This window comes from Micromonospora sp. NPDC047187 (assembly GCF_040643355.1).
Lineage (GTDB): Bacteria > Actinomycetota > Actinomycetes > Mycobacteriales > Micromonosporaceae > Micromonospora > Micromonospora salmantinae.
Map to the genome: position 1 here is coordinate 250,004 of NZ_JBEYUF010000007.1, position 25,869 is coordinate 275,872.

The 25,869-nt window shown below is 72.3% G+C and carries 20 protein-coding genes and 1 riboswitch; of the genes, 12 read left to right on the forward strand and 8 right to left on the reverse strand.

All coding sequences use genetic code 11. The features are described 5' to 3' along the window. Positions 1–78: 78 nt before the first annotated feature. Entirely contained in the window at positions 79–2,955 is a 2,877-nt protein-coding gene (locus tag ABZ794_RS15300) for an alpha/beta fold hydrolase (RefSeq protein ID WP_357515972.1), read from the forward strand. Beyond that, complete coding sequence (locus ABZ794_RS15305; protein ID WP_210780901.1) at positions 2,955–3,821, forward strand: ABC transporter permease subunit; 867 nt, start codon at positions 2,955–2,957, stop codon at positions 3,819–3,821. The genes ABZ794_RS15300 and ABZ794_RS15305 overlap by 1 nt, the downstream gene beginning before the upstream one ends. Here the strand turns inward: ABZ794_RS15305 and ABZ794_RS15310 are convergent. Beyond that, positions 3,811–4,434, reverse strand: a complete 624-nt coding sequence (locus tag ABZ794_RS15310; protein ID WP_238689017.1) for a DUF4232 domain-containing protein — start codon at positions 4,432–4,434, stop codon at positions 3,811–3,813. The genes ABZ794_RS15305 and ABZ794_RS15310 overlap by 11 nt on opposite strands. Positions 4,435–4,701: 267 nt before the next feature. Between ABZ794_RS15310 and ABZ794_RS15315 the strand changes: the two genes are divergently transcribed. Further along, entirely contained in the window at positions 4,702–5,157 is a 456-nt protein-coding gene (locus ABZ794_RS15315) for a DoxX family protein (RefSeq protein WP_238689018.1), read from the forward strand. 206 nt (positions 5,158–5,363) lie between these two features. Here ABZ794_RS15315 and ABZ794_RS15320 read toward each other — a convergent pair whose 3' ends face one another. Then, a complete protein-coding gene (locus ABZ794_RS15320; RefSeq protein WP_210780904.1) occupies positions 5,364–5,669 on the reverse strand; it encodes a metalloregulator ArsR/SmtB family transcription factor in 306 nt (101 codons plus the stop codon). A gap of 91 nt (positions 5,670–5,760) precedes the next feature. Here ABZ794_RS15320 and ABZ794_RS15325 point away from each other — a divergent pair, with 91 nt between their 5' ends. The 3 genes from ABZ794_RS15325 (at position 5,761) to ABZ794_RS15335 (ending at position 9,357) form a co-directional block, all read left to right on the forward strand. Continuing rightward, positions 5,761–6,570 carry a DMT family transporter gene (locus tag ABZ794_RS15325; RefSeq protein ID WP_210780905.1) on the forward strand — a complete coding sequence of 270 codons (810 nt, stop codon included), beginning with the start codon at positions 5,761–5,763 and terminating at the stop codon, positions 6,568–6,570. 68 nt (positions 6,571–6,638) lie between these two features. Next, positions 6,639–6,774: riboswitch (SAM riboswitch) on the forward strand. Between the two features lie 10 nt (positions 6,775–6,784). Next, entirely contained in the window at positions 6,785–8,071 is a 1,287-nt protein-coding gene (thrC, locus tag ABZ794_RS15330) for a threonine synthase (protein WP_210780906.1), read from the forward strand. A gap of 266 nt (positions 8,072–8,337) precedes the next feature. Beyond that, entirely contained in the window at positions 8,338–9,357 is a 1,020-nt protein-coding gene (locus tag ABZ794_RS15335; protein WP_357515976.1) for a GNAT family N-acetyltransferase, read from the forward strand. 9 nt (positions 9,358–9,366) lie between these two features. On the opposite strand, the gene ABZ794_RS15340 is transcribed toward ABZ794_RS15335, so the two are convergent. Then, positions 9,367–11,559, reverse strand: a complete 2,193-nt coding sequence (locus ABZ794_RS15340) for a hypothetical protein (RefSeq protein ID WP_357515978.1) — start codon at positions 11,557–11,559, stop codon at positions 9,367–9,369. A 164-nt stretch (positions 11,560–11,723) separates the two neighbouring features. Here ABZ794_RS15340 and paaN point away from each other — a divergent pair, with 164 nt between their 5' ends. After that, positions 11,724–13,397 carry a phenylacetic acid degradation protein PaaN gene (paaN, locus tag ABZ794_RS15345; RefSeq protein ID WP_357515980.1) on the forward strand — a complete coding sequence of 558 codons (1,674 nt, stop codon included), beginning with the start codon at positions 11,724–11,726 and terminating at the stop codon, positions 13,395–13,397. A 169-nt stretch (positions 13,398–13,566) separates the two neighbouring features. Here paaN and ABZ794_RS15350 read toward each other — a convergent pair whose 3' ends face one another. Further along, on the reverse strand, positions 13,567–14,097 hold the full coding sequence (locus ABZ794_RS15350) for a GNAT family N-acetyltransferase (RefSeq protein ID WP_210780910.1): 531 nt from the start codon (positions 14,095–14,097) through the stop codon (positions 13,567–13,569). A gap of 327 nt (positions 14,098–14,424) precedes the next feature. Here ABZ794_RS15350 and ABZ794_RS15355 point away from each other — a divergent pair, with 327 nt between their 5' ends. The 3 genes from ABZ794_RS15355 to groL all read left to right on the forward strand — a co-directional run bounded on the left by ABZ794_RS15355 (position 14,425) and on the right by groL (position 17,789). Then, positions 14,425–14,628, forward strand: a complete 204-nt coding sequence (locus tag ABZ794_RS15355; protein WP_091402914.1) for a cold-shock protein — start codon at positions 14,425–14,427, stop codon at positions 14,626–14,628. Between the two features lie 93 nt (positions 14,629–14,721). Then, a complete protein-coding gene (locus tag ABZ794_RS15360; RefSeq protein WP_357515983.1) occupies positions 14,722–15,894 on the forward strand; it encodes a hypothetical protein in 1,173 nt (390 codons plus the stop codon). A gap of 272 nt (positions 15,895–16,166) precedes the next feature. Continuing rightward, positions 16,167–17,789 carry a chaperonin GroEL gene (gene groL / locus ABZ794_RS15365; protein ID WP_210780912.1) on the forward strand — a complete coding sequence of 541 codons (1,623 nt, stop codon included), beginning with the start codon at positions 16,167–16,169 and terminating at the stop codon, positions 17,787–17,789. Positions 17,790–17,845: 56 nt separating this feature from the next. Here the strand turns inward: groL and ABZ794_RS15370 are convergent, their stop codons facing one another. From ABZ794_RS15370 to ABZ794_RS15380, 3 genes are all read right to left on the reverse strand, one after another. After that, positions 17,846–18,094: a hypothetical protein gene (locus ABZ794_RS15370; RefSeq protein ID WP_357515986.1), complete on the reverse strand. Its 249-nt coding sequence runs from the start codon at positions 18,092–18,094 to the stop codon at positions 17,846–17,848. 79 nt (positions 18,095–18,173) lie between these two features. Then, a complete protein-coding gene (locus ABZ794_RS15375) occupies positions 18,174–19,109 on the reverse strand; it encodes a GNAT family N-acetyltransferase (RefSeq protein ID WP_210780914.1) in 936 nt (311 codons plus the stop codon). Between the two features lie 69 nt (positions 19,110–19,178). Further along, positions 19,179–21,776, reverse strand: a complete 2,598-nt coding sequence (locus ABZ794_RS15380) for a S8 family serine peptidase (RefSeq protein ID WP_357515988.1) — start codon at positions 21,774–21,776, stop codon at positions 19,179–19,181. A 142-nt stretch (positions 21,777–21,918) separates the two neighbouring features. Here ABZ794_RS15380 and ABZ794_RS15385 point away from each other — a divergent pair, with 142 nt between their 5' ends. Next, entirely contained in the window at positions 21,919–23,784 is a 1,866-nt protein-coding gene (locus tag ABZ794_RS15385; RefSeq protein ID WP_357515990.1) for a glycerol-3-phosphate dehydrogenase/oxidase, read from the forward strand. Positions 23,785–23,872: 88 nt separating this feature from the next. Next, entirely contained in the window at positions 23,873–24,409 is a 537-nt protein-coding gene (locus ABZ794_RS15390; RefSeq protein WP_210782402.1) for a hypothetical protein, read from the forward strand. A 10-nt stretch (positions 24,410–24,419) separates the two neighbouring features. Here the strand turns inward: ABZ794_RS15390 and ABZ794_RS15395 are convergent, their stop codons facing one another. Further along, positions 24,420–25,820 carry an FAD-linked oxidase C-terminal domain-containing protein gene (locus ABZ794_RS15395; RefSeq protein WP_210782404.1) on the reverse strand — a complete coding sequence of 467 codons (1,401 nt, stop codon included), beginning with the start codon at positions 25,818–25,820 and terminating at the stop codon, positions 24,420–24,422. Between the last annotated feature and the right edge of the window lie 49 nt (positions 25,821–25,869).

A 25,869-nucleotide genomic window follows, 5' to 3' on the forward strand; every position in this document is an offset into this window, starting at 1 on the left:
CGCACCGATTGGGGCAACCGGACGGACGTACGGCGGATCTCAGCGAACGCTCAGGCTGTGGGCCGTACCGTGTGCCGCATGACATCGCCGTCGCCGGCCGCGTGGTTCCGGCGTGCCCTGCCCACCCGCCGCCGCGCGACCGCCGCCGCAGTGGTCGTCGTGCTGTTGGCCGCCGCCGTGACCTGGGCGGTGTGGCCACAGGGACCGGGCGTACGCACCGAGAGCGCGATGCTCACCGTCCGCTCCGGACCGTCCGGTGACCAGCCGGTGAACCTGGACACCACCCTGTACCTGCCGGATGACGCCTCGTCCGGTCGGAAGGTGCCGGCGGTGCTGCTGGCGCACGGGTTCGGCGGCACGAAGGAGTCGGTGCGCTCCGACGCGGAGGAGTTCGCCGGGCGCGGCTACGCGGTGCTCACCTGGACCGCGCGGGGGTTCGGTCGCAGCGGCGGGGAGATCCACCTGGACAACCCGGACTACGAGGTACGCGACGCCGAGCGGCTGCTGGACTGGCTGGCCGCGCGGCCGGAGGTGCGCACCGACGCCGCCGGCGACCCGAAGGTCGGTGTGGTCGGCGGCTCGTACGGCGGTGGGTTGGCGTTGCTGTTGGCCGCCCAGGACCGTCGGGTCGACGCGATCGTGCCCATGATCACTTGGAACGACCTGTCCCGCGCGTTCCTGCCGGAGAGCACCGGCGGAGCGCCGACCGAGGGCGTGTTCAAGAAGGGCTGGGCCGGTCTCTTCTTCGGCGGGGGCGGCAACGTGGGCTCCGGCCCGGCCGGGCTCTCCGGCGCGACCGCCGCCCAGCCGCAGGGCGCACCGGCGTCGGCCGGCCCGCCCAGCCCCGGGCCGGGCGCCGGCCCCGGCACCGGTCCCGGCACCGGTCCCGGTGGCGCCCCGACCGGTGCCGCCGACCCGTCCTGCGGTCGGTTCGCCGCCGACGTCTGCGCCGCGTACCTCCGGATCGCCACCACCGGCCGCGCCGACCAGGCCGCCGTGGACCTGCTGCGCCGCTCCAGCCCGGCCGGTGTGCTGGACCGGATCAAGGCCCCCACCCTGCTGGTGCAGGGCGAGGCGGACACCCTCTTCCCGCTCGGTGAGGCCGACGCGAACGCGCGCGGCATCGCCGCCACCGGCACCCCGGTACGGGTCGCCTGGTTCACCGGCGGGCACGACGGTGGCAGCGGGCCCCGCTCGGACTCCGACCGGGTGAAGTTCCTGACCGTCCAATGGCTCGACCACTACGTCAAGGGCGAGGGCGACGCGCCCGGCGACGACTTCACCTGGTCGCGGATCGCCGGCTTCGACGCGCTCGACCGGGGTCTCGTCGCCACCGGTTTCCGCCGCGCCGACTACCCGGGCCTCACCGGCAACGCCCGTCGGGAGGTGACTGTCGCCGGCCCGGCACAGCCGATCGCGAACCCGCCGAACGGCAACCCGGCCGCCATCTCCTCGATCCCGTTCGCCGGCGGGCTCGCCTCGCTGCTGGACGGCGTGGCCGGTGACGTGCCCGGCCAGCACGCCCAGTTCGAGTCGACCCCGCTGACCGAGGCGGTGGACGTGGCCGGTGCGCCGACCGTCACCCTGCGGGCCGCGTCGCCGACCGGCGAGGCGGTGCTCTTCGTCAAGCTCTACGACGTCGACCCGGACGGCGCGGCCACCCTGCCGAACGGCCTGGTCGCACCGATCCGGCTCACCGGCCTCCCGCAGCAGGTGCAGGACGCCCGCCCGGTCACAGTGACGCTGCCCGGGATCGTCCGCCGGGTGGAGGCCGGGCACCGGCTGCGGCTGGTGGTGGCCACCTCCGACCAGGCGTACACCACGCCGGCCGCGCCGACCGTCTACACGGTGGCCGCTGACGGCGCGGTCAGCCTGCCCACTGTCAGCGGTGAGCCGATCCCCACCGCGGCGACGATCTGGCGCTGGGTGCTCGCCGGCCTGCTCGCCGCCATCGTGATCGGGCTCGTCGTGGTCGTCGCCCTGGTTCGCCGCCGGCACCGCCGCCAGGACCGGTCGGTGCACCCGGAGTACGCGGACACCCCGCTGGCCGTGCGCGCGCTGCGCAAGGAGTACGCGGACGGCTTCGTCGCGGTGTCGAACGTGGACTTCGAGGTGCACCCCGGTCAGGTAGTGGGTCTGCTCGGGCCGAACGGCGCCGGCAAGACCACCACCCTGCGGGTGCTGATGGGGCTGACCCAGCCGACCGCCGGGGAGATCTACGTCTTCGGTCGTCGGCTGGTGCCCGGCTCGCCGGTGCTGTCCCGGATCGGGGCGCTGGTGGAGGGGCCGGGCTTCCTGCCGCACCTGTCGGGTCTGGACAATCTGAAGGCGTACTGGCGGGCCACCGGGCGGCCGTGGGAGGACGCACAGTTCGACGCGGCGCTGGAGATCGCCGGGCTTGGCGACTCCGTGCACCGGAGGATCAAGAACTACAGCCACGGGATGCGTCAGCGGCTCGCCATCGCCCAGGCCATGCTCGGCCTTCCCGAACTGCTGGTGTTGGACGAGCCGACCGACGGGCTGGACCCGCCGCAGATCGCCGAGATGCGCCGGGTGCTCCAGCGGTACGCCACGGACGGCCGGGCGGTGCTGGTCTCCAGTCACCTGCTGGCCGAGGTGGAGCAGACGTGCACGCACGCGGTGGTGGTGAACAAGGGCCGGATCGTCGCGTCCGGGCCGGTGGAGGAGATCGTGGGCGAGTCGCCGAGCGTGCTCTTCGACGTCACCGACCCGGTGGCGGCGCGGGCGGTGCTGGACCGGCTGCACGGGGTCCGCGTGTTGCCGGAGAGCGACGGCCAACTGGTGGTCGACACCAACGGCACGGCCCGCAGTGAGGTGGTGGCGGAGCTGGTGCGCGCCGGCATCGGGGTGGACCGGGTGGTGCCTCGGCGGCGCCTGGAGGACGCGTTCCTCGCCCTGGTGGGCGAGAACTCTCGGGGAAGCGGTGACCGGTGATGGCTGTTACTGACGCGGGTGAGGCCCGTGGCTACCGGCCGTCGGCCACCATGCCGTTCGTGGCGGAGTTCCGCCGGCAGGCGTCGCGGCGGCGGACCCAGTTGGCGCTCGGGTTCATGGTGCTGCTGCCGCTGATCATCCTGATCGCGTTCCAGTTCGACTCGGGCGGCGACGACGACAACGGTCGCAACGAGTTCGCCAGCCTGGTCGAACTGGCCACCTCGGGCGGGCTCAACTTCACCCTGTTCTCGATCTTCGTCTCGGCGTCGTTCCTGCTGGTGGTGGTCGTCGCGCTGTTCTGCGGCGACACGGTGGCCAGCGAGGCGAGCTGGGGCAGCCTGCGCTACCTGCTGGCGATCCCGGTGCCCCGGGCGCGGTTGTTGACTGTGAAGCTGGTGGTCGCGCTCGCGTACTCGGGACTGGCCCTGCTGCTGTTGGCCGGCACCGCGTTGCTGGCCGGCACCCTGCGCTACGGCTGGTCGCCGCTGCGCAGCACCGTCGCCGCCGAGTTGGAACCCACCGAGGGGTTGCTCCGGTTGCTGGCCGTGCTGGGCTACCTGGCTGTCGTACTGCTGGTGGTGGCCGGCCTGGCGTTCCTGCTGTCGGTGATCACGGACGCCGCGCTGGGTGCTGTGGGTGGTGCGGTTCTGCTCTGGATCCTGTCCAGCATCCTGGACCAGATCACCGCCCTGGGCGCGCTGCGCGACTTCCTGCCCACCCACTTCAGCACCGCCTGGCTGGGCCTGCTGTCGACTCCGGTGCAGACCGACGACGTGGTGCGCGGCTGCATCTCGGCGATCAGTTACGCGACGCTGTTCTGGGGGTTGGCGTTCTGGCGCTTCACCCGCAAGGACATCACGTCGTAGGTGGGCTGCTCGGGTCGGCCTTCTTCCAGGCGCTGACGCCGATCCGGCCGGTGTTGCCGAGGTCGATCGGCCCGTCCGGGTCGACCTCCTCGGCCGGCTGCCCGGCGGCGGGCGCCACAGTCAGGAACTCGCCGTTGGTGGCGACCACTGTCGAGTCGGTGACCAGGTTGCGCCAGAGCACCACGGCGGTGGCCCGCTCGCCGGCGGCGAGGGTGACCTGCCGGGGTGGTTGGTCGAAGCCGGAGGTGATCTCCTTGGCGCCGTTGACCACCCGCAGCATGATCGGCTCGCGCGCTTCGTCGAACACGTGCAGCACCGGGTACCCGTTGAGCTGGTAGGGGTGCTCGCCGCAGTTGACCAGTTCCAGGCCGAGTGCGCGCAGGCCCATGGCGGCGTCCCCGCCGGTCGACCGGATCCGGACGCCGGGGGCCGGGCACTCGGCCGGCGGCTCGCTGCTGGCGGTCGGGCCTGCTTCCGCCCTCGACCCGGGGGGCGGCCCGCTCGGGTCCCCGCCCTGACCCCGATGGTCGCCGGGAGTGCAGCCGCCGAGCGCGAGAGCTGTCGCGACCGTCGCGGTGATGCGTCGCCGTGCTGCCATGTCGCGGGAGATCATCCGTTGATCCTTGCCCACTTGCGCAGCACGCCGCCGCCCGGCCCCGGCCTCGCCGGCCCTCCCTGCGCCGCCACCTGAACTGGTGGGGAACCTCTCCTGGTGCGCCTTTGGAGCTGAATCGTCTGCGACATCACCGGGGGAGGGTGGGGGTGCCTCGTTCACACCGTTTTCACGAGGGATTATCCCACCAGCAAGGAAATTATGATATTCGATGTCTTGATGCCTCAGGATCGACGAGACCCATTCACTCTCCTCGATGGAGGTGCCATGAACGTCTCTCGGCTCGGCGGGCCGACCCTGTCCCTGTTCCGCATCGTGATCGGCCTGCTGTTCACGTTGCACGGCCTGTCCTCGGTGTTCGGGTTGTTCGGCGGCAACCCGATGACTGGCAAGGCGGTCCCGCTCGGCACCTGGCCGGGCTGGTGGGCTGCCTTGATCCAGTTGGTCTGCGGCGTACTGGTGCTGGTCGGGCTCTTCGCCCGGCCCGCCGCGCTGCTCGCCTCCGGCTCGATGGCGTACGCCTACTTCGTGGTGCACCAGCCGGATGCGCTGCTGCCGCTGCACAACGGAGGCGAGCGGGCAGCGCTCTTCTGCTGGGCATTCCTGCTGGTCGCGGCTCTCGGCCCGGGCGCCTGGGCACTCGACACGCTGCTCACCCGGCGTCGCACCCACACCCCCTCGGCACCGGCTTCGGCGGCCGAGCCCGACGCGGTGTCCGTCTGATCGCACCCGAACCACGCGTCGCCGAAGCCTCGACGAGGCGGCTTCGGCGGCGCGCCGGGTGAGGTGCCCCGTCGGGCCGCACCTCTTCGCTGATGTCGCAGACGACTCAGCTCCAAAGCGAGCGCCTGGGGCAGGTCCGACCCGCCCCCCGCCGCCGTGTCTGGCGGCGGCCGGACGGGCCGATGTGGGCCAGGGTGGGGGCGAGGTCAGGCCGGCGGGCGCTGGGTGAGGACCGCGTCCAGCAGGCCCGGGTAGAGCTTGTCCAGCTCGTCCCGGCGCAGCCGGACCAGTCGGCTGGTGCCGGCCGCCCGGGTCCGGGTCAGGCCCGCCTCGCGCAGCACCCTGAGGTGGTGGCTGCGGGTCGCCTTGGAGACGCCGAAGTCGAAACTGCCGCAGGCGGACTCGCCGCCCTCGGCGAGCGCCCGGACGATCTGTAGCCGCACGTCGTCGGCGAGTGCGGCCAACACGTTGGTGACCGGTACGGCGGTCAGGTCGGGCTCGTGCGGCTCCATGTGACCAGTGTAACCCTTGTTCGACAACTATCGAACGACGCCCTATGGTCGGTGTCGTTGGTTCGACGATACTCGAACATTGGAGTTGCCGATGCGATCCCGCGCCACCGCGTACCCACTGGTCGCCGTGCTCGGCTGGGGCGTGATGTTTCCGATCCTGGCCAGCGCGCTCGACCGGGTCGACCCGCTCAACCTGACCACCGCGCGCTACCTGCTGGCCGCCGTCGTCCTGGTCGCCATCCTGCTGCTCCGCGAGGGTGCCGGCGCGCTCCGGCACGGTGGCCGCGCGCTGGAGGTGGTGGTGCTCGGAGTGGTCGGCTTCGCGGGCTTCAACCTGCTCACCAACCTGGCGCTCGAACACGCCGCCCCGCAGCAGATCTCCCTATTCGTGGCCACCACTCCGGTGATCACCCAGTTGGTCCGCTGGGCCCGTGACGGCGTACGCCCGAAGCCGCTGCTGCTGGCCCTCTCCCTGGTGGCGCTCCTCGGCGTCGGTCTGGTGATCACGCGCGGCAGCCTGGCCGGGCTCGGCCAGTTCGGCCTCGGCGGGCTCATGATGATCGGCGCGGTGCTGGGCTGGGGCATCTACACCCACGGCGCCAGCCGGTTCGGCGAGTGGTCACCGCTGCGCTTCACCACACTGACCGCGCTCGCCGGCACGGCCGCCATGCTCGTCCTGAGCGTCGGGGCCGACGCCGTCGGCTGGCAGCACGCGCCGGCCGCCGCCGACCTCGTGGCGGTCGCCCCGCAACTGGCGTACGCCGTCCTGGTGGGTGCCGTGATCGCCGCCCTGATCGCCGCGAACCTCGCGGCCCGGCCCCGGACCGAGTCGCTGCCCCGACCGAGCGCGGTGACGGACCCGATCGCGGTGACCGACCCGCTGGCGGTGAGCGCCCGCTGACCCACTACCTGGGATCAGCGCTAGCAGCGACCGACAGCGTTGTCCTAGACTCGACGGCACAACTGAATACCTCATCCAGAGGGGCTGAGGGATACGGCCCGACGACGCCCCGGCAACCACCCTGCGCGCTCACCGCTGAGCGACCCGCGGGGCAGGTGCCAATTCCGTCCCCGCCGCACCGTGCGATGCGGGGAAAGATGAGAGGACTCTCGACATGACGTCGACGCTCGTCGCCTCCGGCATCGACACCTCCGCCAGCCCCGCCCGCGCCCTGGTCTGCCGTGCCTGCTCGGCCCGCTACCCGCTCGCCGCCCAGCACGCCTGTTACGAGTGTTTCGGCCCGCTGGAGGTCGACTACGACACCGCGGCACTGGCCGCCGTCACCCGCGAGCAGATCGAGGCCGGCCCGAACAACATCTGGCGGTACGCCGCCCTGCTCCCCGCCGGCCAGGACCCGGCCAGCCGGGTCACCCTCGACCCGGGGCTGACCCCGCTGGTGGCGGCCCCGCACCTCGCCGCCGAACTGGGCATCACCGCGCCGCTCTGGGTCAAGGACGACAGCGCCAACCCCACCCACTCGTTCAAGGACCGGGTCGTCTCGGTGGCGCTCACCGCCGCCAAGGCACTCGGCTTCAGCCGGTTCGCCTGCGCGTCGACCGGCAACCTGGCCAACTCGGTGGCCGCCCACGCGGCCCGCGCCGGGGCGCCCTCGGTGGTCTTCATCCCCAGCGACCTGGAGCAGGGCAAGGTCATCACCACCGCCGTCTACGGCGGCGAACTGGTCGCCATCGACGGCTCGTACGACGATGTCAACAGGCTCTGCGGCGAGCTGGTGGAGACCGACGAATTCGAGGACACCGCGTTCGTCAACGTGAACGTCCGGCCGTACTACGCGGAGGGCTCCAAGACCCTCGGCTACGAGGTGGCCGAGCAGCTCGGCTGGCGGATCCCGGCGCAGGTGGTCATCCCGATGGCCAGCGGCGAGCTGCTCACCAAGATTGACAAGGCGTTCTCCGAGCTGGTGGAGATCGGCCTGGTCGAGGCGCCCGCCGACGGCTGGAAGGTCTTCGGCGCGCAGTCCGCCGGCTGCAACCCGATCGCCGTCGCCCTGCACGCCGAGACCGACACGATCGTTCCGGTCAAGCCCACCGGCATCGCCAAATCGCTCAACATCGGCGACCCGGCGGCCGGCCTCTACGCCCTGGAGGCGGTCCGCCGCACCGGCGGCTGGATGGAGTACGCCGACGACGACGAGATCCGCGCGGGCATCCGCGATCTGGCCCGTACCACCGGGGTCTTCGCCGAAACCGCTGGTGGGGTCACAGTGGCCGTGCTGCGCAAGCTGGTCGAGTCCGGTCGGCTCGACCCGACGGCCGAGACCGTCGTGTTCAACACCGGCGAGGGTCTGAAGACCATCGATGCGGTGGCCGGCCAGGTCGGTCCGACCCACCACATCAAGCCCTCGCTGCGCGCCGCCCGCGACGCCGGCCTCCTGGGCTGACGGGCTCGCTCGGAGCCGTGGCCGAGTCGATCAGTCGGTAACTGGGTTTTCGCTGTGAGTGTGGAAAACCTGCCGCTACGGACTTGACGGCAGGAACCGGACGGCGCAAGATGCTCCGTGCGGGAGGGCATTTCGCCGAAGACTTTTGAAGTTCTTGCGACCCAACGCCGGAGGCGTTGTGCGAGTGTCCCTCCCGACCAACGTTCGATCGGGCCAGCGAGTAATTCGCTGGCCCGATCGCTTTTGTACGGTGCAGGCTCACCGGCATGAGCATCACCATCGCGTCGTTCGACGGCGCCGACCGCACGTCGGTCGACGAGGCGTACCGGATCGGGGCGGCGGCCAACGACGCCGATCTCCCGGACTTCCCGCCCTTCTGCCGGCGCCGCTTCGACGCGTTGTTCCACACGCCGATGCCCGGCACCCGGTCGCTCTGGGCGCTGGCCCGACTGGACGGCGTGCCGGCCGGCTACCTCCAACTGGACCTGCCGCAGCTCGACAACACCGACAACGCCACCGTCGAGCTGCTGGTGCATCCGCAGCAGCGGCGCCGGGGCGTTGGCCGGGCCCTGCACGAGTACGGGCTGCGCCTGCTCCGCGAGCACGGCCGCAAGCGGGTGGTGGCGATGGCCGTCTCCGCGCTGCCCGGCGGGCCGGCCCGAAGCGTGGCCGGTGACGCGTTCGCTGCCGCTTCCGGCGCTCAACCAGCCCTCACCGAGGTGCGTCGCCGGCTCGACGTCGGCGAGATCGACCGGGTCGCTCTGCGGGCCGCGCTCGCCGAGGCCCGACCGCGAGCCGAGGGCTATCACTCCGTCTGCTGGCAGGGCTCCACCCCGCAGGAGTACGTGGCGGACATCGCCTACCTCGACGGCCGGCTGCTGATGGACGCGCCCATGGGCGACGTGCAGTGGGAGCCGGAGCAGGTGGACGCCGAACGGATCCGCGGCAACGAGCGGGCGCTGGACGCCCGGGGCCGGCGGCGCTACCACCTCGGGATGCGGCACGAGGCGTCCGGTCGGCTGGTCGCCTGGACGCTGCTGGACGTGGGCGCCTCCGCCGACTGGCACGCGTTCCAGCAGATCACCATCGTCGACCCGGCCCACCGTGGGCACCGGCTCGGCCTCATCGCCAAGGCGGAGAACCTGCACCACCTGCTCACCCACGAGCCGGCGGTACAGGTGATCGACACCTTCAACGCGGCCAGCAACAGTTACATGGTGTCGATCAACGAACAGCTCGGCTTCCGCCCGGTGGACTGCTGGACCGACTGGCAGCTCACCCTCTGAGGCGACCGTTCACTCGGCCGTCCGTTCCAGGCGCTCGACCAGCTCGCCGATCGCGGCGTGGAAGTCGTCGTCGGGAGTGAACCGGTGGCCCCGCACCGGCGGGGGCACGGTGTCGGTCGGTGGGATGAGCAGTCCCTTCGGATCCCGTACCCGACGGTCGACCCGGGCGGCCGGGTCGTCGGGTCCGTCGACGAACGGACCGAACACCGCTCCGCCCACCGCGTCGGTGTACCGCCACAGGTTGATCCACCGCCAGGCCAACCGGCTGCCGACCTCGCGCAACATCTCGTCGCTGACGTACGCCGGGAAGATCCGCCGGTACCGGTTGCCGAGCGGGGCACCGTAGGTGAGCAGAGCCACCCGCCGGCGGCAGTGGTCGGGCAGTTGAAGGATCGTCGCCGCCGCGAGCACGCTGCCGTGACTCTGCCCGGACAGCAGCACCGCGTTCCCATTGGCGGTGAGCTGCCCGATCCGGCGGGTCAGCTCGGGGACCGCCCGCTCGACGTAGCACGGCGGGGCGAGTGGATGCGCGGCACGCGGCCAGAAGGTGGCCAGCTCCCAGAGCACCCCGACCAGCCTGATCGCGCCGGACCGGTAGGCGACCAGCCCCAGCACGGCGAGGATCGCGGCGAACAGCCCGATCAGCAAAGCGCCCAGGTCGGTCACGAAGATCACCGGACGGGCCAGCGGCTCGCCGCCGAGTCGCAGCGCGAGCGCACCCGGGCCGGGACCGACCACCGAGAGCCCGGCCGCCGCCAGGGTGAGCAGCGCCAACACCACGTACGCGGTGGCCAGCAGTGGCCCGAGCCGATCCGTCAGCCGGGCACGCACTATCACGTCGCGGACGGCCCGGACCCGTTCGGGGGCCGCCCGGGAGGCTTCCGGATAGTCCCGCCGAACCAGTTCCTCGGCCTCCCGACGGCGACGATCACGGCCGATCCGGGGTATGAGCAGTGCCGTCACGAGCACCAGGAGCACGGCGAGGGAGAAGCCGAGGGTGGCCCAGCGGAAGGCGATCGGCGGCGACAACGGTGGCGCCCCGGGCGGCAGCGGCCGGGCGGGCGTCGGGCTGGAGCCACGGTCCAGATACTCGGCGAGCCCGTAGGTCAGGCCCGAGTCGTAGGCGACGCCCAGCCCGATCGCGACGGTTGTCAGCACCGGCGCACCCAGCCCGGTCAGCAGGAAGAGGGGCCGAGGAAGGGAACGGCGCTGCACCACGACCACCAGGCCGAGCATCGCGAGCAGCACCACCTGCCCGGCGAACAGTCCGGCGGCCACCGTCCCGTACCCGGGCAAGGTTCCCTGGGCCGTCCACGGCGGCCGTGGCGCCAACGCGTAGCCCACTGTCAGTACGGTGAGCGCGATGGCCGCCCAGCGGATGGTCCGCGAGCTCCACTGGTCCCGCTCTCCGCGCCGCTCCATCGCCGGCCGGCAGAGCAGCACCAGCGCGGCGGCGAGCAGCGCCACGTCCGCGGCCAGCAGCAGCCAGCCGGGCACTGTGGCGTCGTGCGGTGCCAGAGCCAGCAGCAGAGTGATGTTGAGCGTGCCCAGCGCCACCGCGACGTGAACCGAGCGCAGGCGGCGCAGCAGCGAGCGGGTGTCCCAGAAGGCGGGCGCGTCGAGCCGGTCCGCACCTACCCCGGGCGCCTGGTCGCTGTCCTCGGGGAGCTGCCAGGTCCGGGCACCGAGGCGCCAGATCAGGACGATCGCGATGATCGGCGGTACGGCCAGCAGTGCGAGCCGCTGCCCTGGCGGCACGCCGCCCAGCCAGGAGATCTCCCGCCGCCCCTCCAGACACCTCGGGTAGGCCGCGCACTGCCAGGCGATCAGGTCGAGGGACACCCCGACGGCGGAGAGGACGTACATCGAGGTCATCGTCGCGGCGAGCAGTCGGCACAGCGCCCGCGCGGCGTGGCCGCCGCGTCCGGTGACCGGCAGCATCCAGAGCGCGATGTTGCTGAGCATGAACGGCAGGAGCAGGACCAGCGAGAACGTCCGGGTGGCGGTGCCGCCGGTCAGCCTGCTCCAGCGGTACGCCTCAAGCGTCACCCCGTTGCGGTCCGCGGCGGCACCGTAGCCGGGCCGCGGCCGGTAGAAGCCGGCGTTGTCGTCTCCCGCGACCCGCGCGACGATCGGTCGGTCGAGGATCGTCTCGGGCCCCTTGTCAGCGACCCCGTGCACCCGGATCTCGGTGATCCTCACCCGCCGTCCTCCCCTGGCCGAAGGCCCGCGGGTACCCGCTGCCGCCGCGAGCAACCCCGCGCCGTCGCCATTGGTGCTTCTGCTCGGGAACTCGACTGCGGCATGAGCCGCTGTCGGGCATTCGCGCTACTGCTCGCGGACTGGACTCAGGCATGATGGCGGGCATGACGGAGACCCCGCATCCCCTGTACGACAGGCACGCCGACACCCTCAACCGTGCGCTGACCGCGATCACGGAGCGGGGCTACTGGTCCGCCTATCCCGAATCCCCCAGCCCCCGGGTGTACGGCGAGACCGCCGCCGCCGACGGTAAGGCCGCCTTCGAGGCGTACCTCGGCGGGGACTTCCCGCTCGACCAGCCCGGCGCGGGCGTTCGGGTCGCCACCGAGACGAGCCCGTTCGGGGTGGAGTTGGCGGTGCGTTACCCGCACGCCGGCCCCGGTGAGCTGGTCGACGCCGCCTCCGCCGCGCTGCCGGCGTGGCGCGACGCCGGCCCGCAGGCCCGGGTGGGCGTCTGCCTGGAGATCCTCGACCGGCTGCACAAGAACATCTTCGAGCTGGCCAACGCTGTGCAGTTCACCAGCGGGCAGGCGTTCGTGATGGCCTTTCAGGCTGGTGGCGCGCACGCGCTGGACCGGGCGCTGGAAGCGCTGGCGTACGCGTACGCCGAGATGACCCGACACCCGGGCACGGCGGGCTGGGAGAAGGCCGCCGGCAAGGGTGACCCGCTGCGGATGACCAAGACGTTCCACGTGGTGCCGCGTGGGGTGGCGCTGGTGATCGGCTGCAACACCTTCCCGACCTGGAACTCGTACCCCGGGCTGTTCGCCTCGCTGGTCACCGGCAACCCGGTGATCGTCAAGCCGCACCCGCGCGCGGTGCTGCCGCTGGCCATCACCGTGAAGTACGCCCGGGAGGTGCTCGCCGAGGCCGGGTTCGACCCGAACCTGATCATGCTGGCGGCCGAGGCCCCCGGTGAGAAGCTCGCCAGCGACCTGGCCCTGCACCGCGCCATCCGGATCGTCGACTTCACCGGCTCCACCGAGTACGGCGACTGGCTGGAGACGCACGCGCGGCAGGCATCGGTCTACACCGAGAAGGCCGGCCTCAACACCGTCGTCATCGACTCCACCGACGACTTCGCCGGCATGTGCCGCAACCTCGGGTTCACGCTGACCCTCTACAGCGGGCAGATGTGCACCACCTCCCAGAACATCCTCATCCCGGCCGGGGGCATCGAGACCGACCAGGGGCACAAGAGCTTCGACGAGGTGGCCGGCGGGATCGCCGCAGCGGTCGGCAAGCTCACCGCCGACCCGGCCCGAGGTGTGGAGCTGACCGGCGCCATCGTCAACGACGGGGTGCTGGAGCGGCTGGCCGAGGTGACCAAGGTCGGCGAGCCGGTGCTGGAGTCGCGGGCCGTGGCCCACCCGTCGTACGCCGACGCGGTGGTGCGTACCCCGACGATCGTGAAGCTGACCGCCGACGACGCGGAGACGTACGGCCGGGAATGGTTCGGGCCTATCTCGTTCGCCATCGCCACCGACTCCACCACGCACAGCCTGGAGCTGCTGCGCCGGACGGTCGGCGAGAAGGGCGCGCTCACCGCCGGGGTCTACTCGACGGACGAGGCCGTGCTGGACGCGACCGAGGCGGTGGCGGTCGAGGTCGGGGTGCACCTGTCCTGCAACCTCACCGGCGGTGTCTTCGTCAACCAGTCGGCGGCGTTCTCCGACTTCCACGGCAGTGGGGCCAACGCGGCGGCGAACTCGGCGCTGACCGACGGGGCTTATGTGGCGAACCGGTTCCGGATCGTGCAGTCGCGGCGTCATCTTTGATCTTTAGTTGCGGTGGGGGTTTCCGGGGCAGCCCGCCCCGCTCCGGGCGGTCAGGCTTGATCCCTGCGCGGGTCGGGCTGCCCCGGAAACCCTTTGTGGGCACGGTGGGGGCATCGCTGCCGGCTTTTGGGGGCAGCTCAGTGGTTCTGCCGTGGGATGGTTCTTGGTTTTAGGCGGGTCTGCGCATTTGTAGCTCGGTTAGGGCTGGGATGTTCGGGTGGGGGACTCGTACCCCGGTGTCCTTGAAGCCCAGGCGCTGGTAGGCGCGGTAGGCGCGGTCGTTGCCGACCACCACCTCCAGCAGCAGTTCCGGTCGGCCACAGGCTCGCGACCAGGCGGCCACCCCGTCGATCAGCTCGCCGAGCAGGCCACTGCCGCGCCAGGTCGGCGTGACGTACACGGCGTAGATCACGGTCAGCCCCGGCTCGTTCGGGTGGGTCGTACCACCGGCGTGCCCGACCAACCGGCCGCCCGGATCGGCGACGAACTGCGCGTTACCGACACCGGCCGAGGTGTACGCGACCCGGGCGGCGAACTCGTTGTGCGGTCGGGCCGCAGCGTCCGCCAGGGTCTCCAGGAAGGCCAACGGCGCGTCGGCCAGCATCTCCAGGCGCAGCGCCCGCATCCGGGCGGCGTCCTCCGGCCGGACCCGGCGGATCTCCGCGAGCCGCAGGGCCGGCGAGCCCATGTCGGTGGTCATGTCCGCATGCCTACCACAGGGCGGGGATGGCGTTTCGCGAGCTGGGCCCGATCGCCGTCATCTCGGGGCCGGCCCTGCGGCCCTCCCCTCCATTCGCAAATGACGCTGGCGAATCCGGTGGCTCGGGAACCCGGCCGATCAGCGCGGTCGGGACGCCCCGATGTCTGTCGGATTTGTGGCCGTGCGCCTCCGTCACTCCTCGTGTAGCGTGCGATTTCGGTCACCTGCTTCAATGGCGGTCATCGATCGCTGAGTCGGTGGTCCGGGGCGTCCGGCCGTGCCGTGCGCCGAGTCAGGCAACGCCGCGCAGAGTGAGGGAAGTGCACCGTGGCACAGGGCTCCGTGAAGTGGTTCAACGCCGAAAAGGGCTACGGCTTCATCGCCGTCGACGGCGGTCAGGACGTGTTCGTCCACTTCTCCGCGATCGAGATGGACGGTTACAAGGCGCTGGACGACGGTCAGCGGGTCGAGTTCGAGATCACCCAGGGCCAGAAGGGCCCACAGGCGGAGCACGTACGCGTCATCGGCTGAACTCCTGGCCGATCGGCCCCGTGAGTCGGGGCTGCGGCAGGGGCGCACAGCCGGGAAGATCGTGAACCGTTCCAGCCGATTTGAGGAGCGTTCATGACCGACCAGCCACCCCCGCCCACTCCGTCCTCCGGGTCGGGGGAGCCGGACCCGTCCGATCCGTCCTCGCCCGCCGGCAGCCCCGGCCCGGCCGGTCCGCCGCCCGGCTGGGGGCCGGGCATGCCCCCGGCCGGCCCGTCCTCCGGCCCCGCCGGTCCGCCGCCCGGCTGGGATCCCGCGCAGGGTTCCTGGGGTGCGGCCCCGCCACCGCAGGGCTGGGCGTTCCCGCCCACCGGGGGCTACCCGCCCGGGTCGGGTCCCTACGGCGGGCAGCCGTGGTACCCGGGGCCGCCGGTCGGCTGGTACCCGCCGGGTCACGGGTTCGACCCGAACGACGCCCTGGTCACGCCGCCCGGCGCCGGTATCGGCGGCTGGTTCAACCGGTGCGGGGGAGCGCTGCGCCGGGGCTGGCGGCAGTTGGTGCCGATCATGCTGCTCACCCAGGTGCTGCCGGCGGCGGTGCTCTCGGTGGTCTCCCTCGGGCTGGACCCGTCGGCGAAGTGGGCCGCCCAGGCCGAATCGACGTCGACCCCCGCGCTGCCGGACAATTTCGCCGCCGAACTGCTGAGCCTCCTGGTCCTGCTGGTCGGCGGCAGCGTGGTGGTCGGGTTGGTGCAGGCCGTCGGCTGGGCCGCCGGCACCTGGGTGATCACCAAGCAGGCGGCCGGTCAGCCGGCCAGCCTGGAGGCCGCGCTGCGCTACGGCCTGCGTCGGGCACTCGGGCTGTGGGGCTGGACCCTGTTGGTCAGTCTGCTCATCGGCGTCGGTGTCTGTTTTTGCGTGCTGCCGGGCATCTACCTGGCCTTCGCGCTGAGCATGGCCGGTCCGGTCTATCTCTTCGAACGGCACAACCCGATCGGTCGATCGTTCCGGATGTTCCACGACCGGCTCGGCCTGCTGCTCGGACGGGTGGCCCTGGTGGCCGCGGCGGTGATCGTCGGCACCCTGATCCCCGGTGCCCTGGAAGGAATCGGCACCTCCCCGCTCGGAACGGACCCGTTCTCCTCGGCCGGCACCGCCGCCGGGGCGGTGGTGGTGATCGGGGTCACCGCCGTGCTGGCCCTGCCGGCCCACCTCGCGCAGATGATCGGTCTGCTGGTGACGTACGCCGAGCAGCGTGCCCATGAGGCGCCGGTGAACAGCGCTGGACTGGCTGCGGAACTCGGCTGAGCGGCGGCATCGTGCTTGCACTCGGCAGGTGAGAGTGCTAAACAAGTCATTGGCACTCGCATACCGTGAGTGCCAATGGTCGGGACGGTGGGGCCAGGTTGCACCGGCGTGGAGACGCCGGGGCGGCACATGGCCGGTCGTCGCGGGCTATCCGGCCCGGCCGAAGGACGTCGTCGTCGCCAGGTGGCGACGTCCCAAGGTGCGTACACCAGGCGGCCCATCCGGGGCACACATCTCGGGTGGCCCGTGAGTGTCCAGGAGGACAACGCCGTATGGCCAAGATGATCGCGTTCGACGAAGAGGCGCGCCGCGGCCTCGAGCGGGGCATGAACCAGCTCGCCGACGCCGTAAAGGTGACCCTCGGCCCCAAGGGCCGCAACGTCGTGCTCGAGAAGAAGTGGGGTGCCCCCACCATCACCAACGATGGTGTGAGCATCGCCAAGGAGATCGAGCTCGAGGACCCGTACGAGAAGATCGGCGCTGAGCTGGTCAAGGAGGTCGCCAAGAAGACCGACGACGTTGCCGGTGACGGCACGACGACGGCGACCGTCCTGGCCCAGGCCCTGGTTCGCGAGGGCCTGCGCAACGTGGCCGCTGGCGCCAACCCGATGGCCCTGAAGCGGGGCATCGAGGCCGCGGTCCTGAGCGTCTCGGAGGAGCTGTCCAAGCTCGCCAAGGACGTCGAGACCAAGGAGCAGATCGCCTCCACCGCCTCCATCTCCGCTGGCGACAGCACCGTCGGCGAGATCATCGCCGAGGCGATGGACAAGGTCGGCAAGGAAGGCGTCATCACCGTCGAGGAGAGCAACACCTTCGGGCTGGAGCTGGAGCTCACCGAGGGTATGCGCTTCGACAAGGGCTACATCTCGGCCTACTTCATGACCGACCCGGAGCGTATGGAGGCCGTCTTCGACGACCCGTACATCCTGATCGCCAACAGCAAGATCTCGTCGGTGAAGGACCTGCTCCCGATCCTGGAGAAGGTCATGCAGTCGGGCAAGCCGCTGCTGATCATCGCCGAGGACCTGGAGGGCGAGGCCCTCGCCACCCTGGTGGTCAACAAGGTCCGTGGCACCTTCAAGTCGGTCGCCGTCAAGGCGCCGGGCTTCGGTGACCGCCGCAAGGCCATGCTGACCGACATCGCCATCCTCGCCGGTGGTCAGGTCATCAGCGAGGAGGTCGGCCTCAAGCTCGACGCCGCCAGCCTCGACATGCTGGGCCGCGCCCGCAAGGTCGTGGTGACCAAGGACGAGACCACCATCGTCGACGGTGCCGGTGACGCCGAGCAGATCCAGGGCCGGGTCAACCAGATCCGGGCCGAGATCGACAAGAGCGACTCCGACTACGACCGGGAGAAGCTGCAGGAGCGGCTGGCCAAGCTGGCCGGCGGCGTTGCGGTGATCAAGGTCGGCGCGGCCACCGAGGTCGAGCTCAAGGAGCGCAAGCACCGCATCGAGGACGCCGTTCGCAACGCGAAGGCCGCCGTCGAGGAGGGCATCGTCCCGGGTGGTGGCGTCGCGCTGGTGCAGGCCGGCAAGACCGCCTTCGACAAGCTCGACCTGGTCGGCGACGAGGCGACCGGCGCGAACATCGTCAAGGTCGCGCTGGACGCCCCGCTGCGGCAGATCGCCGTCAACGCCGGCCTTGAGGGCGGCGTCGTGGTGGAGAAGGTCCGTAACCTCGAAGCGGGTCACGGTCTGAACGCCGCCAACGGCGAGTACGTCGACCTGCTGGCCGCGGGCATCATCGACCCGGCCAAGGTGACGCGCTCGGCGCTGCAGAACGCCGCTTCCATCGCGGCGCTCTTCCTCACCACTGAGGCCGTTGTCGCGGACAAGCCGGAGAAGAACCCGGCTGCCCCGGCTGGCCCGGGTGGCGGGGACATGGACTTCTGAGTCCAGTTTCGACACCGAACGGGGCGGGCCGCTGACGCGGTCCGCCCCGTTCGTCGTCAGGTCGGTAGTGGGCGCTGGTTGCGCCGCTTCTGCGCCCGGCTGTACGGCGGAGGCAGTTTGATCGGCGCGTCCACCATCTCCTGCGGTTCCTCGGCCACCGGCGGCTCGCCGTCGGTGGTCATCTCGGCCAGTTGCTCGGCGTCGCCGTAGTCGAGCCTGTCGAACGGCAGTTGGCCGGGGAGTTCACCTACCGGTTTCCAGGTGATCGGCGGGCCGTCCTCGGTCTGGTTGTCATCCGTGGTCATGGCTGCCTCCTCTACCGAAACGGTAGGGGGCGTCGATGGGCCGATGCGGGCGAATGGATCCATGTCCTGTTTGCCCTGTTTATCCCCTGGACAGGGTTCGCCGGTACAGGAAGAAGACCCGTTCGATCCACGCCCCCGCGCTGCCCGAATAGAACGGCACCGGTCCCACCCAGCCGATCTGTGCCCGGTCCAGCCCCGCCGCCCGCTGGTCGCGCAGGCAGCGTCGCAACAGCACCCCACCGATGCCCGAGCCCTCTGCGGCCGGCGCGGTGCCCATCGGCCCGAACCAACTCGGCCGCGACGACCCGTACGCGGCGAAGCCGAGCACCTCGCCGTCCCGCTCCGCCAGGTGGCAACCGGCGTCGGCGCGTCCCACCGACCCGGCCAGCTCGCCGTCCCACGTTCCGCCGAAGGTGGACCGGGCGAACGCGATCAGCGCCGGCAGGTCCGCCGGCTCCGCCCGGCGTACCGTGACGCCCTGATCGGCCAGTCGCCGCTCCGCCGCCTCGGTGGAGCGCAGTGCCGGCGACCCGTCGTACGACAGGTCCGCTGTCATGTTCCAGGCGGTCCGGTCCTGCTGGTAGCCGAGCGCGAGGGCGGCGCAGACCGCCGGCGTGTAGCGGACGTCGATTCCCGGCCACGCGTAGTACGGCGGGTTTCCGGCCAGCAGCACCTCGGTCGCCCCGCGCTCGGCGAGCACCCGTTCGGCCCGCTGGAGCAGCGCCCGGCCGACGCCCCGACGCCGCTGATCCGCAAGGACCGCGACCAGGTCCACGTGCCCGATCCCCGGCTCGGTCGACGACACCGAACAGATCAGCACCCCCACCAGGTCCGCACCTCGGTACGCGCCCAGCCCGACCACCGGCCGGTCGGCGGTGGCCCGGGTCCAGAGCACGTCCACGATGGCAGCCGCCTCGGCGGCGTCCTCGGGCAGGTCGAGAGCCTGCTGGCAGAGCTGTACGACGCTGGTGACCAGGTCGGCGGTCAGCTCGGTGACGGTGATCTCGGCGTCCATGGTCGCCGACCCTAGATCACCGGCTGTCGGGCCGCACCCTCGGCTCAGCACCTCAGGAAGGAAACCTGCCTATTGCTGGGCGGCGCGAACGGCGGCGTAGGCGTCGACCTGGCCGGCGCCGGTGACGTTCGACGGGGCACCGCAGGCGTCGGAGGGGCTGTCGGAGCGATAGGTGGGCGTCGCCGCCGTGGCGGTGTCCCGAAGGATCTGCCGGGTCCGGGTCACGTCACCGACCAGCGCCGGGTTCGCCGACCACATCAGCGCGACCACCCCGGCCACCTGTGGGGTTGCCATCGACGTGCCGTCCAGGGCGGCGTACGTGCCGCCCGGCATGGCCGACACCACCTTCACCCCCGGTGCCAGCACGTCCGGTTTACCCGAGCCGCCCGGCGCCGGCCCGCGCGAGGAGAACTCGGCGACCCGCCGCTGGGCGTCCACTGCGCCCACTGTCAGCACGTCCGGGTACGGGGCGGGCGGATCGTCGATCGACGCGCACCAGGGGCCGGTGTTGCCGGCCGCGGCGACCACGAAGATCCCGGCGGCGTCGAGGGCGGCGGTGGCCGGCCGCAGAACGCGCTGGTCGCAACCCTCGATGGGCGGGCAGCCCCACGAGTTGGTCAGCACCTGCGGGGCGCGCTCCGGACGGCCGTCGGTGAACGGGTCGCCGCCGGCCGGGAAGGGCGCCAACATGAACTGGAGACAGTCCAGGTAGTGCGCGGGGCTGCCCAGGTTGCGGTCCAGATTGACGCAGCCCACCCACTGCGCGTCCGGCGCCACCCCGATGCCGTCCCGCCCGACCGCGCTGCCCACCGTGTGGGTGCCGTGCCCGCCCTGGTCGGTCGGGCTCCGGGTGTCGTCCCACGGGTCGTACCAGGAGTCGTCCCCACCACGGAACCCGGCTCGTAGCGCCGGATGGGCGCCGTCCACCCCCGAGTCGGAGCTGCCGACCACGATGCCCGTGCCGGTGACCCGGAGTTGGGACCACACCCGGTCGGCGCCGATCTGGCGGATGTTCCACTCCGGGCCGGTGGGCTTGGGCAGGGTGCCCCGGTTCTGCCCGGCCGGTGCCGGCAGCGGTCGCAAGCGCTGGCTGACCAGCACCCGCGCCACCTCCGGTCGGCGGGCGAGCCAGGCCCGCACCGCCGGGCCGCCGTCCACCTCGACCGCGTTGACCAGGTAGTACGACACCGGGTCGAGGCGCAGCCGGTTCAACCCCCGCAGCAGGTCGCCCTGGCTCTGCTCGGCGGTCGTCACCAGCCGCCGGTAGACCTCGGCCGCGCGAGCGTCCCGCCCGGCCCGACCCGGCGCGGCGGCCGGAAGATCGCTCAGGTCGGCCTGCGTACGCAGCACCACGAACAGCCGCTCGCCGTGCAGGCCCGGCTGGCCGGGGCCGAGGTCGACCGCCCCGACCGCCACCAGCAGCACCACGGCCGCCACCGCGGCGACCCGCCTGCTCGGGGGGCGTGCCGTCGGCCGGGCGAGCAGCACCGCGTACCCGATGGCGACCAGTACCGCGACGGCGAGCCCGACGCCGGCGGCGGCCGCCACCCAGAACGGGATGTCCCGGGTGCCGACCAGCAGCAGGCTGATCTCTTCCGGGTCGGTGAAGGCCAGCGGGCCGAGCGCGGCCAGGCCCACGAGCCAGCCGGTCGCCGCTCGGCCGGCGCGGGTGGCGGCGGCCGGATCGGAGGTGGCCGGGTCGGAGCCGGCTGGGTCGGCAGCGGCCGGGTCGGAGCCGGCCGGGTCGGCAGCGGGCCGCCAGGTCGCGGCCCAGAGCGCGGCCAGCGCGAAACCCACCGGCGGCACTGTCAGCAGCGCGGGCAACTGCGCGCCGGACTGGCCGGTCCCGGCCGCGAGCAGCAGCAGCGTCACCCCGGCGACCAGGCCGCCGACCAGCACCAGCCGAGCCGGCCGAGGCGGTCGCCCTACCGCGAACTGGGCCCAGAAGGGGGTGTCCAGCAGAGTCGCGGCCAGCACCCCGAGCGCGGCGGCCGCCAGCACCGCGAGCGCGGTCTCCAGGAGGCCGCCGAGCGCGCCCAGCCAGGCCCACGGCAGCAGCAGCGCCAACCCGGCGGCGACCGCGAGCAGCGGCACCGGGCCGGGTCGGCGAACGCGCCGTCCGACCGGCTCCGCGCTCCCGGTGGCCTCGGGCCGCGCGGCGTCGCCGTTCCCGGTGGCCTCGGGCGGGGCGGCGTCGCCGTTTCCGGTGGGTGCCGGGCCGCCGACCGAGCCAACCAGCCCGGGGTACGCCCACCGGCGCGCCGACCAGCGCACGGCGAGGGCACCGAGCAACGCGGCGCCGGCCAGCGCGGCGAGGTAGGCCTCGTGGTGCACCGGCGGCACGGCCCGCAGCAGTGTGAGCACGCCGAGGGCGAGTGCCCCGATCAACCAGGCCCGCCCGGTGGCCCGGACCGCGCCCGACCGGGGCAGGAGGGCCAGCAGCAGGGCGGGCGTGCCGGCCAGTACGACGGTGGCCAGGCCGAGCACCGGCCAGAGCCAGCCGAGCCGGTCCCGCCCGAAGCCCAGCAGCACCTGATCGGTGAGCCAACCACCGGTCTGGGTGCCCACTGTGACCGCAAGCGTCCAGCAGCCCGCCAGCACGGCCGCGACCACCGGCCACGGGGAACCACGGTCGCTGAGGCCGGGGTGCACAGGTTGACCTTGCATCCGAGAACCTTACGACTACGACGAAGGGTTTCGACCCGACCGTCGGGTTCCGGGGAAGATCTCCTATCGGTTGGCCTGGATCGGGTAGCGAGACGTGTCGTGCGCTTCGGAGCAGGTGGGCGCGGTGCGGGGCGGGCGGCGAATGTCGACACGGTGGCTCGACGGTTACGGTGGACAGGTGCGCGACCCCAATGTCTCCCGATCCGTCGCCGGTCAGCTCTCACCGGTCCGCCGTGCGTCCGACCTGCGCCGACTGCGTGCCGAGCGCTTCGACGTGCTGGTCATCGGGGGCGGGGTGACCGGAGCCGGTGCCGCCCTGGACGCGGCGTCCCGTGGCCTGAAGGTGGCGCTGGTCGAGGCGCGTGATCTTGCCTCCGGGACCTCCAGCCGGTCCAGCAAACTCATCCACGGTGGCCTGCGCTACCTGGAGCAGTTGGAGTTCCACCTGGTCCACGAGGCGCTCACCGAGCGCGGCCTGTTGGCCACCCGGCTCGCGCCGCACCTGGTACGCCCGGTGCCGATCATGGTGCCGCTGCCGGCCGGGCGGGGCCTACGGGACCTGCCGGCCCGGGTCTTCCGCCGCTCGTACTATGGCGCCGGGGTGGCCGCGTACGACGCCTTCGCCGGAATCTTCGGCGGTGGCCGGGGCATGCCCCTGCACCGTCACCTGACCCGGGAGGGTGCCCGGCGGATCTTCCCGAGTCTGCGGGCCGACGCGCTGGCCGGGGCGATCCGCTACTACGACGGGCAGGTCGACGACGCCCGGCTGGTGGTCACCCTGGCCCGCACCGCGGCCAGCCTCGGCGCCACTGTGGTGAGCAGTGCCCGCGCCGTCGGGTTGATCCGGCAGGCGCGCGAGGTGACCGGCGTCCGCGTCCGGGACCTGGAGGCGCCGCCGGGCTCGCCGGACGCGGAGTTCGAGGTGCAGGCTCGCACCGTCATCGCCGCCACCGGCGTGTGGAGCGACGACATGTCCCGGATGCTCAACGACGTGGGCCTGCGGCCCGGCGTCCGGGTGCGCGCCTCCAAGGGGGTGCACCTGGTGGTGCCCCGCTCGGCGATCACCGGCGAGACGGGGCTCATCCTGCGTACGGCGAGTTCGGTGCTCTTCGTCATCCCGTGGGGCGGGCACTGGATCATCGGCACCACTGACACCGACTGGCGGCTGGACCGTTCCCACCCGGCCGCCTCGGCCCGCGACATCGCCTACCTCCTCCAGCAGGTCAACACAGTGCTGGACCGGCCGCTGACCACCGCCGACATCGAGGGGGTGTACGCCGGGCTGCGTCCGCTGCTGGCCGGCGAGGCCGACTCGACCTCGAAGCTCTCCCGCGAGCACGCGGTCTTCGAGCCGATGCTCGGGCTGTTGCTGGTGGCCGGCGGGAAGTACACGACGTACCGGGTGATGGCGTCCGACGTGGTCGACCGGGCCGCTCGCCGACTCGGTGGCGCTCGCTCGTCGCGTACCGCCGACCTGCCGCTGCTCGGCGCCGACGGGTACCCGGCGATGTGGCGGGACCGGGCCGACCTGGCACGCCGGCACGGTGTGCCGGTGGGCGTGGTGGAGCACCTGCTGGAGCGGTACGGCACCCTCACCCTGGACCTGCTGGCGCTGGTCGACGCCGATCCTCTGCTGGCGTCCCCGCTGGCTGGTGCTCCGGAGTATCTGGCGGCGGAGGTCGCCTACGCGGCGCGGGCCGAGGGCGCGCTGCACCTGGAGGACGTGCTGACCCGGCGGACCCGGATCTCGTTCGAGACCAGCCACCGGGGGTTGGAGTCGGCGGAGCACACCGCCGAGTTGATGGGCGCGGTGCTCGGTTGGGACGCGGCGACCCGGGCGCGCGAGGTCGAGCACTACCGGGCCCGGGTGGAGGCGGAGCGGCAGTCCCAGTTGATGCCGGACGACGCGGCGGCGGACGCGGCCCGCCTCGGTGCTCCGGACGTCCGGGGTTACGCGGCCGACCGGGGCGACGACGATCAGGCGGAGCTGCGCCCGTCCGCTCGATGACGAATTGCGACGTTACCGATGGGTAACCATCGATACCGGCCCGGATGGTGGTTTCGAACGCTACCTACGGTGGGGTAGGTTTCCGCGCGTGCTACCCCGCGCGCACCCTCGTCTGCTCGTACCCCTGCTCGCCGTCGCGCTCGTCGGCGCCCTGACCGGGTGCTCCCTCTTCGACGGAGACAAGCCGAGCACCCCGGTGGCGCAACCGACCGCCGGCACTGCGGGTGGCGGCTCGCAGCTGGAGATCCCCACCACTGTCGCCGCCGGTCAGGTCAGCCTGCTCCAGCGGCTCGGCGAGGACGGGCCGATGCGCACCCTGAGCGTCGAGCGGAACGGCGCGTGGCAGTGCGTCGACTGCGCCGGCGACGGCGTGACCTCCCGGGGCACCCTCGCACCGGAGCTGACCGAACGGCTCCAGGTGCTGCTCGCCAACCCGGCGCTGGCCGACGAGACCGACCAGGCCCGGCGGTACCGGACAACCTGCATCGACGCGCTGACGTCCAGCCTCATCACCTCGGCCGGGCTGATCACCTCGCAGGACTGCCCTGGTGAGGAGCTCACGCCGGTCGCCGGGGAGATCCTGCTGCTGCTCACCCAGGCGACCCCGGCCGAGGTCAAGGGCTGACCGCAGCCGGTCAGAGCACCTTGCCCGGGTTGAGCAGGCCGGCCGGGTCGAGCGCCGACTTGATCGCCTGGTGCACCCGGACACCGACCGGCCCGATCTCCCGGGCCAGCCAGTCCCGCTTGAGCAGCCCCACCCCGTGCTCGCCGGTGCACGTGCCGCCCAGGTCCAGGCCGAGCCGCATGATCTCGTCGAAGGCCCGCCGACCCCGCTCCACGCTCGCCGGGTCGGCCCGGTCGACAACGATGTTCGGGTGCATGTTGCCGTCCCCGGCGTGCCCCACCACGCCGATCGGCACCTCACACTCGGCCGCGATCCGGGCGACCCCGTCCAGGAGCGCGGCGAGCGCGCCGCGCGGCACCGCCACGTCGTCGATCACCAGACCGCCGTTGCCGCCCGGGTAGGCGTCCGCCGCGAACTTCTCCATGGCCGGGTGGGCCAGCCGGCGAGCCTGGAGCAGCGCCGCCGCCTCCACCGCGTCGGTGGCCGCGTAGACCTCGTCGGCGCCGACGGCCTCGCACACCTCGGCCAGCACGGCCAGGTCGTCCGCCGCCCGGGAGCCGGTGTCGGCGGCGGCCAGCAACAGGGCCTGCGCGTCGGTCCGCAACCCCATCGGCTGGTACGCCTCGATCGCCCGCAGGTGGGTCTGGTCCAGCAACTCCAGCAGGCTGGGGGTGAGCCCGCGAGCCGCGATCTCGGCCACCGCCGCGCCGGCCGTGGCGGTGGATCCGAAGACCGCCACCAGGGTCAGTGAGTCGGCCCGGGCGGGCCGCAGCGCCACTGTCACCTCGGTGATCACGCCGAGGGTGCCCTCCGAACCGACGAACAGTCGGGTCAGGTCGTAGCCGGCCACCCCCTTGGCCGTACGCCGGCCGGTGCGCAGCACCTCACCGGAGGCGAGCACCACCTCCAGGCCGAGCACGTACTCGGTGGTCACTCCGTACTTCACACAGCACATGCCGCCGGCGTTTGTGGCCACGTTCCCGCCGATGGTGGACGACTCCCAGGAGCCGGGATCCGGCGGGTACCAGAGGCCCTGTTTCGCCACCGCCCCGGCCAGGGCCGCGTTGACCACCCCCGGTTGGACCACCGCGATCCGGCTCACCGGGTCGATCTCCCGGATCTCGTTCATCGCGACGGTGCTGAGGACCACCGCGCCCTCCACAGCGTTCGCCGCGCCGGCCAGCCCGGTCCGCGCGCCCTGCGGCACCACCGGTACGCCGTGCCGCGCCGCCGCCTGGATCACGGCGACCACCTGCTCGGTGTCGCGCGGACGGGTCACCACCAGCGGGACGCCGGCGGCGCACAGGTCGGCCTCGTCCCGCTGGTGCATGCGCAGCAGGTCCGGGTCGGTGAGCACGGCGTCGTCACCGAGCGCGGCGCGCAGGTCGTCGAGGAGCGCGGTGGGGGCCATGCAGCCGAGGCTAGGTCGCCGACCGGCGATCATCAACATGATCGACTGG

Bases quoted from the DNA above. Each gene is read 5' to 3' on its own strand.
- ABZ794_RS15300 (WP_357515972.1), top strand. From the start codon at position 79: ATGACATCGCCGTCGCCGGCCGCGTGGTTCCGGCGTGCCCTGCCCACC.
- ABZ794_RS15305 (WP_210780901.1), top strand. From the start codon at position 2,955: ATGGCTGTTACTGACGCGGGTGAGGCCCGTGGCTACCGGCCGTCGGCC.
- ABZ794_RS15310 (WP_238689017.1), bottom strand. From the start codon at position 4,434: ATGATCTCCCGCGACATGGCAGCACGGCGACGCATCACCGCGACGGTC.
- ABZ794_RS15315 (WP_238689018.1), top strand. From the start codon at position 4,702: ATGAACGTCTCTCGGCTCGGCGGGCCGACCCTGTCCCTGTTCCGCATC.
- ABZ794_RS15320 (WP_210780904.1), bottom strand. From the start codon at position 5,669: ATGGAGCCGCACGAGCCCGACCTGACCGCCGTACCGGTCACCAACGTG.
- ABZ794_RS15325 (WP_210780905.1), top strand. From the start codon at position 5,761: ATGCGATCCCGCGCCACCGCGTACCCACTGGTCGCCGTGCTCGGCTGG.
- thrC (WP_210780906.1), top strand. From the start codon at position 6,785: ATGACGTCGACGCTCGTCGCCTCCGGCATCGACACCTCCGCCAGCCCC.
- ABZ794_RS15335 (WP_357515976.1), top strand. From the start codon at position 8,338: ATGAGCATCACCATCGCGTCGTTCGACGGCGCCGACCGCACGTCGGTC.
- paaN (WP_357515980.1), top strand. From the start codon at position 11,724: ATGACGGAGACCCCGCATCCCCTGTACGACAGGCACGCCGACACCCTC.
- ABZ794_RS15350 (WP_210780910.1), bottom strand. From the start codon at position 14,097: ATGACCACCGACATGGGCTCGCCGGCCCTGCGGCTCGCGGAGATCCGC.
- ABZ794_RS15360 (WP_357515983.1), top strand. From the start codon at position 14,722: ATGACCGACCAGCCACCCCCGCCCACTCCGTCCTCCGGGTCGGGGGAG.
- groL (WP_210780912.1), top strand. From the start codon at position 16,167: ATGGCCAAGATGATCGCGTTCGACGAAGAGGCGCGCCGCGGCCTCGAG.
- ABZ794_RS15370 (WP_357515986.1), bottom strand. From the start codon at position 18,094: ATGACCACGGATGACAACCAGACCGAGGACGGCCCGCCGATCACCTGG.
- ABZ794_RS15375 (WP_210780914.1), bottom strand. From the start codon at position 19,109: ATGGACGCCGAGATCACCGTCACCGAGCTGACCGCCGACCTGGTCACC.
- ABZ794_RS15380 (WP_357515988.1), bottom strand. From the start codon at position 21,776: ATGCAAGGTCAACCTGTGCACCCCGGCCTCAGCGACCGTGGTTCCCCG.
- ABZ794_RS15385 (WP_357515990.1), top strand. From the start codon at position 21,919: ATGTCGACACGGTGGCTCGACGGTTACGGTGGACAGGTGCGCGACCCC.
- ABZ794_RS15395 (WP_210782404.1), bottom strand. From the start codon at position 25,820: ATGGCCCCCACCGCGCTCCTCGACGACCTGCGCGCCGCGCTCGGTGAC.